At 30.7% G+C, this 15,567-nt stretch carries 12 protein-coding genes and 2 tRNA genes; 9 read left to right on the forward strand and 5 right to left on the reverse strand.

Going from position 1 to position 15,567, the window contains the following annotated elements:
- Window positions 1-54 precede the first annotated feature (54 nt).
- From DEFDS_RS05910 to cimA, 4 genes are read left to right on the forward strand one after another with little or no spacing between them, the layout of a single operon-like run.
- Window positions 55-1,368: a homoserine dehydrogenase gene (locus DEFDS_RS05910; protein ID WP_013007892.1), complete on the forward strand. Its 1,314-nt coding sequence runs from the start codon at window positions 55-57 to the stop codon at window positions 1,366-1,368.
- The gene (locus DEFDS_RS05915) at window positions 1,368-2,528 is read left to right on the forward strand and encodes a cofactor-independent phosphoglycerate mutase (RefSeq protein ID WP_013007893.1); all 1,161 of its coding nucleotides are present in this window, start codon (window positions 1,368-1,370) and stop codon (window positions 2,526-2,528) included. The genes DEFDS_RS05910 and DEFDS_RS05915 overlap by 1 nt, the downstream gene beginning before the upstream one ends.
- A complete protein-coding gene (locus tag DEFDS_RS05920) occupies window positions 2,525-3,754 on the forward strand; it encodes an aspartate kinase (protein ID WP_013007894.1) in 1,230 nt (409 codons plus the stop codon). Before DEFDS_RS05915 ends, DEFDS_RS05920 begins: the two co-directional genes overlap by 4 nt.
- A complete protein-coding gene (cimA, locus tag DEFDS_RS05925; RefSeq protein ID WP_013007895.1) occupies window positions 3,744-5,321 on the forward strand; it encodes a citramalate synthase in 1,578 nt (525 codons plus the stop codon). Before DEFDS_RS05920 ends, cimA begins: the two co-directional genes overlap by 11 nt.
- A 30-nt stretch (window positions 5,322-5,351) precedes the next feature.
- On the opposite strand, the gene DEFDS_RS05930 is transcribed toward cimA, so the two are convergent.
- A complete protein-coding gene (locus DEFDS_RS05930; protein ID WP_013007896.1) occupies window positions 5,352-6,563 on the reverse strand; it encodes an SLC13 family permease in 1,212 nt (403 codons plus the stop codon).
- Between the two features lie 167 nt (window positions 6,564-6,730).
- Here DEFDS_RS05930 and DEFDS_RS05935 point away from each other — a divergent pair, with 167 nt between their 5' ends.
- Window positions 6,731-7,051 carry an ArnT family glycosyltransferase gene (locus DEFDS_RS05935; RefSeq protein ID WP_013007897.1) on the forward strand — a complete coding sequence of 107 codons (321 nt, stop codon included), beginning with the start codon at window positions 6,731-6,733 and terminating at the stop codon, window positions 7,049-7,051.
- 23 nt (window positions 7,052-7,074) lie between these two features.
- The gene (locus DEFDS_RS05940; RefSeq protein ID WP_013007898.1) at window positions 7,075-8,220 is read left to right on the forward strand and encodes a glycosyltransferase family 39 protein; all 1,146 of its coding nucleotides are present in this window, start codon (window positions 7,075-7,077) and stop codon (window positions 8,218-8,220) included.
- A gap of 61 nt (window positions 8,221-8,281) precedes the next feature.
- Here the strand turns inward: DEFDS_RS05940 and DEFDS_RS05945 are convergent.
- The 4 genes from DEFDS_RS05945 to DEFDS_RS05960 all read right to left on the reverse strand — a co-directional run bounded on the left by DEFDS_RS05945 (window position 8,282) and on the right by DEFDS_RS05960 (window position 10,542).
- Window positions 8,282-8,368, reverse strand: a tRNA-Leu gene (locus tag DEFDS_RS05945).
- A gap of 40 nt (window positions 8,369-8,408) precedes the next feature.
- Window positions 8,409-9,452, reverse strand: coding sequence for a threonine aldolase family protein (locus tag DEFDS_RS05950; RefSeq protein WP_013007899.1), 1,044 nt, complete (start codon window positions 9,450-9,452; stop codon window positions 8,409-8,411).
- Window positions 9,453-9,597: 145 nt separating this feature from the next.
- Window positions 9,598-9,674 (reverse strand) — tRNA-Pro (locus tag DEFDS_RS05955).
- A 40-nt stretch (window positions 9,675-9,714) separates the two neighbouring features.
- Complete coding sequence (locus DEFDS_RS05960) at window positions 9,715-10,542, reverse strand: DsbA family protein (RefSeq protein ID WP_013007900.1); 828 nt, start codon at window positions 10,540-10,542, stop codon at window positions 9,715-9,717.
- A 136-nt stretch (window positions 10,543-10,678) separates the two neighbouring features.
- Between DEFDS_RS05960 and ileS the strand changes: the two genes are divergently transcribed.
- The 3 genes from ileS to purH are packed head-to-tail and all read left to right on the forward strand — an operon-like array spanning window position 10,679 to window position 15,558.
- Window positions 10,679-13,480, forward strand: coding sequence for an isoleucine--tRNA ligase (gene ileS / locus DEFDS_RS05965; RefSeq protein ID WP_013007901.1), 2,802 nt, complete (start codon window positions 10,679-10,681; stop codon window positions 13,478-13,480).
- A gap of 52 nt (window positions 13,481-13,532) precedes the next feature.
- Window positions 13,533-14,027, forward strand: coding sequence for a signal peptidase II (lspA, locus tag DEFDS_RS05970; protein ID WP_013007902.1), 495 nt, complete (start codon window positions 13,533-13,535; stop codon window positions 14,025-14,027).
- The gene (gene purH, locus DEFDS_RS05975; protein ID WP_013007903.1) at window positions 14,011-15,558 is read left to right on the forward strand and encodes a bifunctional phosphoribosylaminoimidazolecarboxamide formyltransferase/IMP cyclohydrolase; all 1,548 of its coding nucleotides are present in this window, start codon (window positions 14,011-14,013) and stop codon (window positions 15,556-15,558) included. The genes lspA and purH overlap by 17 nt, the downstream gene beginning before the upstream one ends.
- The last annotated feature ends 9 nt before the right edge of the window (window positions 15,559-15,567 follow it).

Consider the following 15,567-nt stretch of genomic DNA (forward strand, 5'->3'; position numbering starts at 1 on the left):
TTTGTTTAGTCTTGGTAGTAATATCCCCTAAATTTTTAGGAGGTAGTAGCTATAATGCATTCGGTTAATGTTGGGATAATCGGTTATGGCACTGTTGGTAGCGGAACTGTAGAAGTTTTAATAGATAACAAAGAAACCATAAAACAAAAAACAGGGATTGAAATTAATATTACAAAAATTGCTGATTTAAGAATTGATAAGATTCAAGATAAATATTTAGATCAAATCCCTTTTAAAACAAAAGATGCTTATGAAATAATTAATGATGATAATATAGATATTGTTGTTGAGCTAATTGGTGGATATGAGCCCGCAAAAACCTTTATTATGGATTCATTAAAAAATCAAAAACATGTTGTTACAGCTAATAAAGCATTACTTGCTGTAGATGGATTAGACATTTTTAAACTTTCTGATGAAAAAGGTGTATATTTAGGCTTTGAGGGTAGTGTTGGAGGAGGTATCCCTATTATTAGGGTTATAAAAGAAGATTTAGCTGCAAATAATATCAAAGAGATATATGGAATAATTAATGGTACTGCAAATTATATTTTAACCAAAATGGAGCAAGATAAAAAGGAGTTTGATGAAGTTTTAAAAGAAGCTCAACAGCTTGGATATGCAGAAGCTGATCCAACTTTTGACGTAGAAGGGATTGATACCGCTCATAAAATCACTATTCTCTCCACATTAGCTTTCAACACAATTGTACCTTTTGATAAAGTTTTTGTTGAAGGGATATCAAAGATAAAACAGGTAGATATAGATTTTGCAAATAAATTGGGGTGTAAAATAAAGCTTCTTGCAATTGCTAAAAAACATGAAAATGATATTGAAGTGAGAGTACATCCAACAATGATACCAAATAGATATATTTTATCCAAGGTAGTGGATGTCTTTAATGCTATTTACCTTATTTCTGATAAAGTGGATAGAACAATTCATTATGGTAGAGGTGCAGGAGCAAAACCCACTGGTAGCGCAGTTGCTGGAGATATAATAGATATAGCTAGAAAACTCGTTTCTGGATGTCAAAAAACAGTTTCTACATTAGGGTTTACTGGGAAATATACACAATATTACCCAATAAAAGATATAAATGATATTAGATCATCATTTTATCTTAGGTTCAACGCTTTGGATAAACCAGGAGTTTTATCTAAAATTGCCGGTATTCTTGGCAAATATGGAATCAGTATCAGCTCGGCAATCCAACCTGGAGAAAGCTCACCAGGTGATGTTGTTCCTCTTGTTTTTATGACTCATGAAACTCTTGGTAGAAATGTAAATAATGCAGTAAATGAAATAGATAGTTTAGATGTTGTAAAAGATAAGACTGTAGTAATAAGAGTAGAAGGGAAGAAATAATGAAACATATTGTGCTTTTATGTGATGGGATGAGTGATCATAAAATTGATAAATTAGATAATAAAACCGTTTTGGAATATGCAAACACACCACATTTTAACCAATTAGCAAAAGAGGGGATTTGTGGATTAATTCACACAACACCAGAAGGGTGGTATCCTGGAAGCGATGTTTGTAATCTATCTGTATTTGGGTATAACCCAAAAGATGTTTATACAGGCAGAAGTCCTATTGAGGCAGCTAGCATAGGTATAGATTTAGGTGAAAACGATTTTGCTTTTAGATGTAATTTGGTAACTCTTGATAGCCAATTTAAAAAGATGGAAGATTTTAGTGCTTTTCATATTGATAATGAAACAGCAAAAAAAGCTATCGATTTGCTTAATGAACACTTCAAAGATTCAAATATAGAGTTTTATCCGGGTGTTGGATATAGAAATATTATGGTTGTTAGAAATATGGATTTTGATGTAAAGACAACACCTCCTCACGATATTATGAATCAAAATATAGATAGTTATTTACCTACAGGTAAGAATGCTGATTTCTTAAATAAAATTATTAAAAAATCATGGGAATTGCTTGATGGAGAATTTAAAGAAGCTAATTCTATATGGTTGTGGGGTGAGGGTAAAAAACCAAGTTTAACACCATTTGAAGATAAATTTGGATTAAAAGGTGCTGTTATTGCAGCTGTAGACCTGATTAGAGGTATAGGTAATTTGGCAAAAATGACAGTAATTGATGTACCAGGTGCTACAGGGTTTATAGATACAAATTTCAAAGGGAAAGCTGAGTATGCTATTAAAGCTCTTGATGATGTTGATTACGTATATATCCATGTGGAAGCACCAGATGAGGCAGGGCATATGGGCAGTATAGAAGAAAAATTAAAAGCAGTTGAAAATATAGATAAGATAATGCTTCCAATAATTATAAATGGGTTAAAAAAATTTGGAGAATATAGATTATTAATTACTCCAGACCATCCAACACCAGTAGAAATCAGAACTCATGTGGCTGAGCCAGTTCCAGCAATAATTTGGGGTTCGGATATAGAACCGGATAAAAATATTGAGTATAATGAGTTTATAGTGCCATCATTTGAGTTTAAAGATGGTTATAAAATAGGAGATTTTTTCATCAGGAGGTCTAAATGAGCTTAGTTGTAATGAAGTTTGGTGGAACCAGTGTAGGAACTATCGAAAGGATTAAAAATGTTGCAAAGCGTGTAGCTAAGAAAAAAGATGAAGGGCATGATGTGATTGTAACCGTTTCTGCAATGGCAGGAGAAACGGATAGATTGATAAACTTAATTAAAGAAATAGACCCTAAGTATGATCCAAGAGAATATGACATGGTTGTCTCAACTGGTGAGCAGGTTAGTATAGGTTTGCTTGCTCAGGCATTAAAATCTATGGGGTATGATGCTGTATCTTTAACAGGTCCTCAAATAGGGATGATCACTGACGGTGCACATTCTAAAGCTAGAATTGTTGAAATTACCGGAGAAAGACTAAGAAAAGAATTAAAAGAGGGGAAAATTTGTGTGGTAGCTGGCTTCCAGGGTATTTATCCTAAAACAGGAGATATAACAACCCTTGGTAGAGGAGGCTCAGATACCACAGCAGTAGCTATTGCTGCCGCAATGAAAGCAAATGTATGTGAAATATATACAGATGTAGATGGAGTATATACTGCTGATCCAAGAATTGTTAAAAAGGCAAAAAAGTTGGATAAAATATCATATGAAGAGATGTTAGAATTAGCATCTTTAGGTGCTAAAGTTCTACAATCCAGAAGTGTTGAGTTTGGGATGAAGTATAATGTGGATATACTTGTTTTATCATCTTTAGAAGAAAAACCTGGTACATTAGTAACAAAGGAGGATAAAGATATGGAAAAAGTAATAGTTTCAGGTGTAACAAGTGACAAAAATCAGGCAAAAATTACAATTACTGAAGTTCCAGATAGACCAGGAATTGCTGCAGAAATCTTTGAAGAATTGGCAAAACAAAATATAAATGTTGATATGATAGTTCAAAATGTGAGTACTGAAGGTAAAACTGACATATCATTTACTGTAGCTCAAACAGATATTCTCAGAGCTTATGATGCATGCAAAGAAATAGCAAAAAATATTGGCGCTTCAAACGTTTTATCAGATGAAAACATAGCTAAAGTATCCATTGTTGGTGTAGGTATGAAGAGTCATGCAGGTGTTGCTGCTGCTATGTTTAAAACTTTAGCTGAAAACAATATTAATATACAAATGATTTCCACAAGTGAAATTAAAGTGTCTTGCGTAATCGATGAAAAGTTTTCTGAGCTTGCAGTTAGAGTATTGCATGAAAGATTTGTAGAGGAGGGGGATCATGTCTCGTGAAATAATATTATATGATACAACATTAAGAGATGGTACCCAGGCTGAAGATGTAAATTTTACTGTACCAGATAAGGTTAGAATTGCTGAAAAACTTGTAGATTTTGGTATACATTATATTGAAGGTGGTTGGCCTGGTTCAAATCCACGTGATATAGAATTTTTCCAGGCGGTAAAGAAGTCAAGGGTACCCATTGACCACATAGCTGCTTTTGGAAGCACAAGAAGAGCTAAAAAGAGTTGCGATGATGATGAAATATTTCAGGCTCTTTTAGCTGCTGGGGTTCCTAATATTACAATTTTTGGAAAAACGTGGGATTTACATGTAACTGAAGCATTAAAAATTACTTTAGAACAAAATTTAGAAATTATTTACGATTCTATACAGTATCTTAAAAAGAGAGTTGATACTGTTTTTTATGATGCAGAACACTTCTTTGATGGTTTTAAAGCCAACAGCGAATACGCTATAAAAACATTGCAGGCAGCTAAAGAAGCTGGTGCAGATTGTTTAGTTTTGTGTGATACAAATGGCGGGACAATGCCTGATGAACTTGTTGATATTATAGAGATAGTTAAAAAAGAGATTGGAGATTATCCGTTAGGGATTCATTGCCACAATGATAGTGATTGTGCTGTGGCAAATTCTTGTTTAGCTGTAAAACACGGTATTGTCCATGTTCAGGGGACAATTAACGGTTATGGCGAAAGATGCGGAAATGCAAATCTTTGTTCTGTAATACCTAACTTACAGCTTAAATACGGATATAAATGTGTAACTCCTGAGCAATTAAGAAAGCTTAAAGAAGTATCAAGGTTTGTAAATGAACTTGGTAATCTAAAACACAATATTCATCAACCTTACGTTGGTCGGTCTGCTTTTGCTCACAAAGGTGGTGTTCATGTTAGTGCAATACTTAAAAACTCTAAAACTTATGAACATATAGAACCAGAATTAGTTGGTAACAAACAAAGAGTGTTATTATCAGACTTAAGCGGTAAAAGTAACCTTATTTATAAAGCAAAAGATTTTGGTCTTGATATTGATCCAAAAGATGAAAGACTTAGTGATTTGTTACAACAATTAAAAGAGCTTGAAAATAAAGGATTTCAATTTGAAGGTGCCGAAGCATCTTTCGAATTACTAGTTAGAAAAGCCATTGGTAATTTTCAAAAATTCTTTGATCTTCTCAGTTTTAGGGTAATAGATGAAAAAAGGAGTGCATTGGAGCCACCTTTTGCAGAAGCCACTGTTATGTTGAGGGTAGGTGGAGAAATTGAGCATACAGCTGCAATTGGAAATGGCCCTGTAAATGCTCTGGACAACGCTTTAAGAAAAGCATTAGAAAAGTTTTATCCAAACTTAAGAACTATGCAACTTGTTGACTATAAAGTAAGAATCTTGACAGGAAAAGATGGAACAAAAGCTTTAACAAGGGTTTTAATTGAATCAAAAGATGACAAAGATACCTGGGGAACAGTTGGTGTTGCCCACAATATTATTGATGCAAGTTATCAAGCATTAGTAGACTCTATTGAGTACAAACTTTTTAAAGACGCTTACAAATAAAATTAAGGGGCTTCTGCCCCTTTATTTTATTTAAAATATTAAATCTAACCATGCAATTCCAACTAATAGTGTTATTATTGTAACAACAATACCTATTTTAAAAAACTGCATAAAAGTAATTTTTATACCTTTTTTTAAAGCAATTTCCAACACAATTATATTTGCAATTGAGCCTAAAATTGTAAGATTACCTGCAAAGGTTGATGCCATTGCTGCAGTTATCCAGTATTCGTGGCTATTTCCAATTGATTTTATAAAAGGAGCAAAAAGCATTACTGCTGGAACATTTGATACAATATTGCTGAGAATAGCTATAGAAAATGAAAAGAGATACATATTTGTAAACATGTACTTATTGTATAAAAGATAAATTGTTTTACTAATACCTGTAGTTTCTACAGAAGAAGTAATAACAAATAGTGAGGAAAAAAGTACAAGTAATGACCAATCAATCTTTTGAAAGATTTTTTCAGGTTTTATCCTTCTTGTAAATAGAAAAATTGAGGCTGCTATTAAAGCAGAATATGACACTGGATATCTAAATAAAAATAAAATAAACATGACAATTGTTGTCAATATAAATTTTAATAAAACTGGTTTGTATATTTTAAAGTTAGGAATATATTGATGTATTATTTCTCTTTCTGTAAATTCTTTTCTAAAAAAAAGTAGCAGGGTAAAATAGAGAATAAATAGCGAAATAATCGAAACTATAAAGAGCGGAATAACAAAATCTAAAAACTTAAGCCCAGAATAGCTTGCTATAAGCATATTCTGAGGATTTCCTACTGGTGTTATCGCTGAACCAATGTTAGCTGCCATTCCAAGTCCAAGTAAGTAAGGTATAGGATTTCTTTTTAAACTAATTAAAATAGAAATTGTTATAGGTGTAAACATTATCACAATCGTATCATTTAACAAAATTGCTGACAGTAAACCAGAACTAAATATTATGATAAAGAGTAATTTTTTGGGGGTATTAGCGTACTTTATGATCTTATGTGTAATAAGTTCTGAAAAACCGGAAATAACAAAATGTGCATTAACAATCATCATAGAAAATAATAATACAAGTGTATCTAAGTTTATTGATTTAAGAGCTGATTTGTAACTAATTCCTCCTGTTATAATTAAAAAAGTAGCACCAACCAGTGCAATTGTTGTTCTATTCATTCTGAATTTAGGAAAATATCCGATACCTATTGCAACCAGAGTGAAGGCAAGTATAATTTTAGGCAACATGATTTTTATTCTTTACATTTTATATGAAAAGTCAATAGATATCACTTAATGCTTCTCTATATGTTAATTTTGCAACTATTCTTCTAATCATAAAATTATAAAAAAAGTTGGCTTATTATAAAAAATAATCTAAAATAATGATTACAATTGTTAACAGGAGAATGTTTGTGAAAAAATACTTTGTTTTTATTTTAACATTAGTAGTAATTCTTTTTAATTTATTGATTTATATCGAAAAAAAACCGTTAATTCATGAAGAACCAAGAAGAGCCATTGTGGCACAAGAGATGCTTTTAAGTGGAAATTATATAGTCCCTACTGTCTATTCAAAACCTTATTTAAAAAAACCGCCTCTACAAAATTGGTTAATAGCAATATTAGGATTTAAAGATAAGTATGTTTCAAATTTTGATGCAAGATTTCCTTCTGTACTTGCTTTAATTCTAATAGGTTTTTTAATGTTGATTTTCATTGAAGAAAAAAAATAGCTATAACCTCTTCATTTGTTGCAATGACAAATTATTTAATGCTTTATTCTTATGGTAATAAATCTGAGCCTGATTTATTGTTAACTTTATTTACGTTATTATCTTTCTTTTTTTACATAAAATCACCAAAAAACTTTAAGTTTATCATTGTTTCCTCTATTTTTATGGGATTAGGAATACTTACAAAAGGTGTTTCTCCTTTATTTTTTTATCCTGGAATTGTTGTTTATTTATTATTACATAAAAGAAATCAGTTTTATAGTTATATAAAATTCTTACTTTTACATTTACTGTTATCATTAATATTACCAACATGTTGGATTATTTTATATTATTACAATGGAAATATTAATGATTTAATAACCGTTTTTTCATCAGAAGCAACAAGTCGAGCAAAAGGCGAAATTGGAAGAATTGTTACTCATTTTCTAGTATTTCCATTGCGAATATTTTTAGCACTATTTCCATGGAGCATATTATTGTTTTTTTATAAAAAATTTTCTTTCAAGACTAAAAATGATTTGTTTAATTCAGCACTGATAATTTTTATAGTTTCTTTTTTAATAATGGCTATATTGCCTGGAGGTAGAGGAAGATACTTCATGCCAGCAGTACCATTTTTCGCTATATCTATTTCACATCTATTAAATGATGATTTTAATCACAATATAAGTTGGAATAAATATATTTCTTATCTTTTGGCAACGATATTTGTAATTTCGGCAGGATTTTTAATCTATAATAAAGCTTATCTCCAAATTTTAATAATTTTTATAGGATTTTTATTGTTTATATTTTTGGTGAAAAATACAAAATCTGTCATTTATTTATTATTGTTTGTAAATTTGTTAGGATTCACTATTTTCACTAATACTTACGAGTATTATAGAGCAACTAATTATTATAACTATAAAAAAGCTGCTAAAAAGGTGATAACGAGTTTAAATGAAGATTTACCTTTAGTTGTAGATACCTCAATAAATCCAATACAATTATTATTTAATTATGAAAGAATGAGTAAAAAATTGGTTTATTCTTCTGCTGTTAATACTTTTAAAAAATATTATTTTGTTACAAATAAAAATTTAAAAGAATGTGAAAAAGTATTAGAATTAAAATATTCAAAAAAAAGACTGAAGAAGATATTTTTTTACAAAAGCCAAAAATAATAATAAAATTTTTTAAATTCATCGATTTTTAAGATTTTAAAGTTTGACTAATAATGAAAAATGCCCGGGGCCGGACTCGAACCGGCACGGGCTGAAAGGCCCACAGGATTTTAAGTCCTGTGTGTCTACCAAGTTCCACCACCCGGGCAGCTAAGATTTCCTCAGCTGTGCCTGGAAGTTATAATCATTTAGTTTATTTTTGTCAAGAAAGATTTTACTTCTTCTATAAATTTTTTAACACTCTTTTCATCAGTTGCCCATGAGGTAACTATTCTAATGGCACTTGTATTTTCATCAAGTTTTTCCCATATATAAAATTCAAATTTTTCTAATAAATAGTTTATCAATTTGTTATCGAGAATAGGGAAAATCTGATTGCTTTCCACTGGATATAAAAAATTAACCCCTAACTTTTTCAATTCATCAGCTATTAGAAAAGACATATCATTTGCATGTCTAGCTAAATCATAATAAAGGTTATTTTTAAACAATTCTAAAAATTGAATACCTAAAATTCTCCCTTTTGCAATCAAGCCACCTTTTTGTTTTATGTTGTATCTAAAATCTTCTTTAAAATTTTCATTACAGATAACAATAGCTTCGCCCAGCATAGCACCATTTTTGGTGCCTCCAATTGTGAAAATATCACAATATTCTGCTATATCTTGTAATGTCAAATTGCTTTTTGAAGAAACAATCGCTGATGCTATCCTTGCACCATCTAAAACCAAATAAAGATTATGTTGTTTGCATATATTGGAAATATTTTGAAGCTCTTTTAATTTATAGACAGTTCCTGTTTCAGTAGAATTGGATATGTATACTGCTTTTGGTTTTACCATATGCTCATCGGTATGTTTATCCAAAACTTCAATAATTTGCTCTGGATAAAGTTTACCATCAGTAGAATCTATCGTAATAATTTTATGCCCACAATTTTCAATAGCTCCTGCTTCATGTACATTTATATGGCCTGTATCAGCGGAAATAACAGCTTCATATGGCCTTAATATTGATGATATCATTATAAGATTTGCTTGAGTTCCACCTGTAACAAAATGGATATCTACATCATCATTTTGTAGATAACTTTTAATTATTTCTGCAGCTTTCTTACAAAATATATCTTGGGAATAACCTTCCGTTTGTAGAAAATTTGTTTCAGATAACACTTTGATAATATTTGGATGAGCTCCTTCACTATAATCATTTTTGAAACTATATTTGTTCATATTTTTCCTCATTTTTAGATTTTTATTGTTCAAAGAGAATAGTTAAATTAAAACTAAAATAAAATCAAACAAATTAAACGAAAAAGATAAGAATTTCTTGTTTTAATGGTTATTTGTTCTTGAATAGTAGACTAAATTTTAGAAATGGTCGGGGCGAGAGGACTTGAACCTCCGACCCTCGGTTCCCAAGACCGATGCGCTACCAAACTGCGCTACGCCCCGAACGGATGGATTGTATATTACAAATAATATTAAATGTCAACTATTTTTTAAAAGAATTTAATCCTTTTTCGATCAAGTTTGGATCAAACCCTTCTACTTTTTTACCATCAAACACTAAAACTGGCGTAGCTCTAAAACCATACTTTTCAGCAATTTTTTTCTGTCTTTCAATTCTATCCTTTATCTCTTGTGATTTTATAAGTTCTTTAAATCTTGCAGGATCGTTTGTTTTTTTAGCAAACTCATCTATAATCTCACTATCCTGTTTATTATCATATTTTCCACTATATAAATCATCGGCAAAATTATAACCCATCTTCATACCTGCCTCAAAAACTTGAGCAAAAATCATAGCTTTTTTATGAATAGGCAAAGGGTAATTCAGCATATAAAGAGCAATATTTTTATTATCTTTGATTTTAGGTTCTATATATTTATAAGCTCTACGGCAAAAAGGGCATTGGAAATCACTAATCTTTATTATTTTATGTTTAGCATTTTTATTACCCTGCATTAAAGTTAAATCTTTAGTAGGTATATCAACTTTATCGTATTCAAAAGTTAAATCTTTAACGAAGCTTTTACCATTTTGTAATTCTATAATATCTGGGATTACGAGTTTACCATCTGTGATTAAATACTGTGTTGCTTGCTTATTTCTTTTTTTATCTTTTATATTTATTTTTACAAAATAAAACCCTTTTGGACTATCAAGTTTTTTTAAAACTTTTGCATTAACTTCAACACCTTTTAATCCACGTTTCTGGAAATTAAGTTTAATATTTTTCAATAAATCCGTTTTAACATCAGCAAAAGCTGTAAATGATAAAGAAATAATTAAAAGTGTAACAAACAAAAACCTTTTCATATACTCCTCCGTTTTTTTTCTTTATTATACTTTTTATCAGATAATGTAAACTACAAAAAATTCATTATAAACTTGATTTAAAAAAAGTTTAGTGCTAATAATCTACTTCCGAAAAAATAAAATAGGTAGGGGAATGATGGATTATAAAGACACTCTAAATTTACCTAAAACAAATTTTCCTATGAAGGCAAATCTAACTAAAAACGAACCTTTAAGATTAAAAAAGTGGGAAGATTCTAAAGTATATGAAAAAATATTGTCAAACAGAGATGATAATAAAAAATATATTCTCCATGATGGTCCTCCATATGCCAATGGACACTTACATATGGGACACGCCTTAAATAAAATTTTAAAAGATTTTATAATAAAAACAAAATCAGGTTTTGGTTTTAAAACACCATATGTGCCTGGTTGGGATTGTCATGGTTTACCAATTGAGCATCAAGTAGATAAAGAGTTAGGTAAGAAAAAAGACTCAATTCCAAAACATGAAAAGAGAAAGCATTGTAGAGCTTATGCTGAAAAATTTATAAATATCCAGAGAGAAGAGTTTAAACGTTTAGGTGTTTTTGGAGATTGGGAAAATCCTTACATTACAATGGATTTTGCTTATGAGGCAAATACATTAAAGGAGCTTTATAAGTTTTTTAATAATGGTGGAGCATATAAAGGGTTGAAGCCTGTTTATTGGTGTATTTCATGCGTAACTGCACTTGCAGAAGCTGAAGTAGAATATCATGACCATACATCACCATCAATATATGTTAAGTTCCCATTACAAGATGATGCAAAAAAAGCTCTTGGAATAGAAACTGAAAAAGCCTTTGCTGTTATATGGACAACTACACCATGGACTATCCCAGCAAACCTTGGAATAGCATTAAACCCAGAATTTGAATATGCGCTTTTAAAAGTTAAAAAATCAAATAATAAAAATATTGATAACGATGATATTTTAGTTTTAGCTAAAGAGCTTGTAGAAAGATTGGTAGAAATATTTGAAATTGAAGAATATGATATTATCAAAACTTTTAATCCTGAGATTATTGAAAACAAAAACGCAAAACACCCTTTTTATGATAGAAACTCTCTTTTTGTTCTTGGAAACCATGTAACATTAGAGCAAGGTACTGGATTAGTACATACAGCACCAGGGCATGGTCAAGAAGACTATGAAGTTGGTTTAAAGTATGGGTTGGAGATATTAAATCCTGTAGATGATTATGGTAACTTTAAAAAAGATACAGAACTATTTGCTGGACAAAATATTTTTAAGGCAAATCAGGATATTATCAATCTTATGGATGAAAACAAAACACTTATTAGACAGGATAAAGTAGAACACTCATACCCTCATTGTTGGAGGTGTAAAAATCCAGTTGTTTTTCGAGCTACTCCTCAATGGTTTATTTCTATGGAAAAAAATGATCTTAGGAAAAAAGCTTTGGAAGAGATTGATAAAAATGTAACATGGATCCCTAAATGGGGAAGAAATAGAATTTATTCCATGATTGAGCATAGACCTGACTGGTGTATTTCAAGACAGAGAAGCTGGGGTGTCCCAATTGCAGTATTTCTATGTGGTGAATGTGGTGAAATTATTCTAAATGAAGAAATCCAAGAAAAAGTATTATCAGAGTTTTATAAACAAGGTGCAGACATTTGGTTTGAAAAAGATGTTGAATATTTTATAGGTGATGCTTCATGCCCAAAATGTGGCAGCAAAAATATCAGAAAAGAAACTGATATATTAGATGTATGGTTTGATTCTGGTGTAAGTCATGCTGCCGTTTGTGAAGTTAGAAAAGAACTTGGATGGCCAGCTGATATGTATCTTGAAGGTAGCGATCAGCATAGAGGTTGGTTTCATAGCTCACTTTTGGAAAGTGTTGGCACAAGGGGTAGGGCACCTTATAAGGAAGTACTTACTCATGGATTTGTTGTTGATGGTAAAGGGCTTAAAATGTCCAAATCACTTGGAAATGTTATTACTCCTGATGAAATAATTGATAAATATGGTGCAGAAATACTGAGATTGTGGGTTGCTGCAGAAGATTATACAGAGGATGTAAGGATTTCTAATGATATTATCAAAAGGCTTGTGGAATCATACAGAAAAATAAGAAATACTATGAGATACTTACTTGGAAACCTTTATGATTTTAATCCTGATGAAAATAGTATTCCATTTGAAAAACTTAAAGAACTTGATAAATATATTTTAATGAGATGGCAGGAAGTTAAAAAGAGAATATATAAAGCCTATGAAAATTATCAGTTTCACATTTTCTATCATACACTTATTAACTTTTGTATTAATGACCTTTCTGCATTCTATTTAGATATAATTAAAGACAGGGTTTATGCCTATAAAAATGACTCTTTTGAAAGAAGGTCTGCTCAGTCTACTATGTTCACATTGGCTAAAGAAATGGCTATTGTAATGAATCCTATTCTTTCTTTTACTGCTGATGAAGTTTGGGAGTTTTTACCTAATTTTGACGGGAAACAAGAATCTGTGTTTATACATACATTCCCAGAATTATTAAATATAGATGATAATAGTTTAATTAAGAAAATGGAAGCTCTAACCAACTTAAAAGCTGAAATAAACAAAGCTTGTGAGATTGCAAGACGTAATAAAATCATTGGACACTCTTTGGATGCCAAAGTAATAGTTGGTATTAAGAATGTTGATAAAGATGTTTTAGATGTTGATGAAGGTATAGAAAAAATATTTATTGTCTCAGAGTTTGTTTTAGAGGATTTTGATAAAATGAGTAATTGTTACACATCTGAAGATGGGAGTATAAAGGTTCAGGTTGAAGCATCAGCATTACCAAAATGTGAGCGCTGTTGGACTCATGCTGAAAGTGTAGGCAAAATTGATAAGCATCCTACGATCTGCGAAAGGTGTGCTAATCAGTTGATATAGATGGGAGCTTTATGCTCCCATTTTTTTTATCCAAAACCAGTTTGGGGGTTTTATGAAAAATAAAAAATTTCTTTTTTTAACATTAATTATCATTTTATTAGACCAATATACGAAATATATTATTAAAACTAACTTTGAACTATTTGAAGTAAAACCTATTATAAAAGGTTTTTTTAACCTAACTTATATACTCAATCCTGGAGCTGCTTTTGGATTTTTGGCAAAATTGGATGAAAGCTATAGACAAATCTTTTTTGTTTTAATTACTATAATTGCAATATTTATAGTTATTTATCTCTTTGTAAAGGAAAATAGGTCTCTTTTAAGAAAGATTTCCTACTCTTTAATTTTAGGTGGAGCTTTTGGAAATTTTATAGATAGGCTTATTATTGGGAAGGTTGTTGATTTCTTAGATTTTTATGTTGGAAGCTACCATTGGCCAGCTTTTAATATTGCTGATTCTGCAATAAGTGTGGGGATATTTTTTCTCTTATTGGATATAATATTTGATAAAAGGAGGGAAGAAAGTAATGAACTTAATTCCTAAAAGAGCTTTAATAAGTGTATCAGAAAAAAGTGGTATTGTAGAATTTGCCACAGAACTTGTAAATCTTGGTATTGAAATCATTTCTACTGGAGGAACAGCAAAACTTTTAAAAGAAAATGGCATTGATATCGTGGAGATTTCTGATTTTACAGGATTTCCAGAAATTTTAGATGGAAGGGTAAAAACTCTTCATCCTAAGGTTCATGCTGGAATACTGAATATTAGAGATAACGAAAATCATCAAAAAATCATGAAGGAAATGGGGTTAGTTAATATAGATTTAGTTGTTGTAAATTTATACCCTTTTGAGAAAACTGTTGCAAAAGAGGATGTGAGTTTTGATGAAGCTATAGAAAATATAGATATTGGCGGTCCAACAATGGTCAGAAGTGCTGCTAAAAATCATAAATATGTCGCAATAGTTGTTGATAATAATGACTACAACAAAATCATCGATGAGTTAAAAAAAGGTGGAATAACCTATGAAACAAGATTGAATCTTGCAAGGAAAGCATTTACTCACACAGCAGTTTACGATGCACTAATTTCTAATTATTTTAATAAAGTTTGTAATATAGTTTTTCCTGATGAAATCTCATTACCAATGAGAAAAGCTCAAGATTTACGCTATGGTGAAAATCCTCATCAAAAAGCAGCTTTTTATAAGTCACCATTGATAAAAGAGGTTTCGGTTTCAACATCAAAGCAGTTACATGGCAAAGAATTATCATTTAACAATATTATTGATATAAATGCTGCATTAGAGCTTGTTAAAGAGTTTGACAAACCTGCAGCAGTAATTATTAAACACACCAATCCTTGTGGAGTAGGGACAGCTGATAATCTACTTGATGCATATAATTTTGCATTAGAATGTGATCCTGTGAGTGCTTTTGGTGGAATTGTTGCCTTTAACAGAGTTTTAGATAAAGAAACAGCTGAAAAACTAAAAGAGTTGTTTTTAGAAGTTGTTATCGCACCAGATTTTGAAGAGGGAGCATTGGATATTTTGACTACAAAGAAAAATCTAAGATTGATAAAAACTGGCGATTTTAATCAAATAAAAGATAATGAGTTTGATGTTAAAAAAGTTATTGGTGGGTTTTTATTACAGGATAGAGATTTGGAAAATTTTGATAGAGAGCATGGATTAAAAGTTGTTACAAAAAGAAAACCCACAGAAGAAGAACTTGAAGCTTTAAAGTTTGCCTGGATAGTTGTAAAACATGTAAAATCAAACGCAATAGTTTATGCAAACAAAAATCAAACTGTAGGTATTGGTGCAGGTCAAATGAGTAGGGTAGATTCAAGTGTTATTGCAGCAATGAAGGCCAGAAAACCACTTAAAGGCTGTGTTATGGCATCAGATGCATTTTTCCCTTTTAGAGATTCAGTGGATGAAGCTGCAAAAAATGGTATTACAGCAATTATTCAGCCTGGTGGCTCAATAAGGGATAACGAGGTAATAGAAGCAGCAAATGAGCATAATATTGCGATGATTTTTACAGGTATGAGACATTTTAAACATTAAAAGGGGTGT

Origin of the sequence: Deferribacter desulfuricans SSM1 (assembly GCF_000010985.1) — a bacterium.
In the GTDB taxonomy this organism is placed as follows: Bacteria; Chrysiogenota; Deferribacteres; order Deferribacterales; family Deferribacteraceae; genus Deferribacter; species Deferribacter desulfuricans.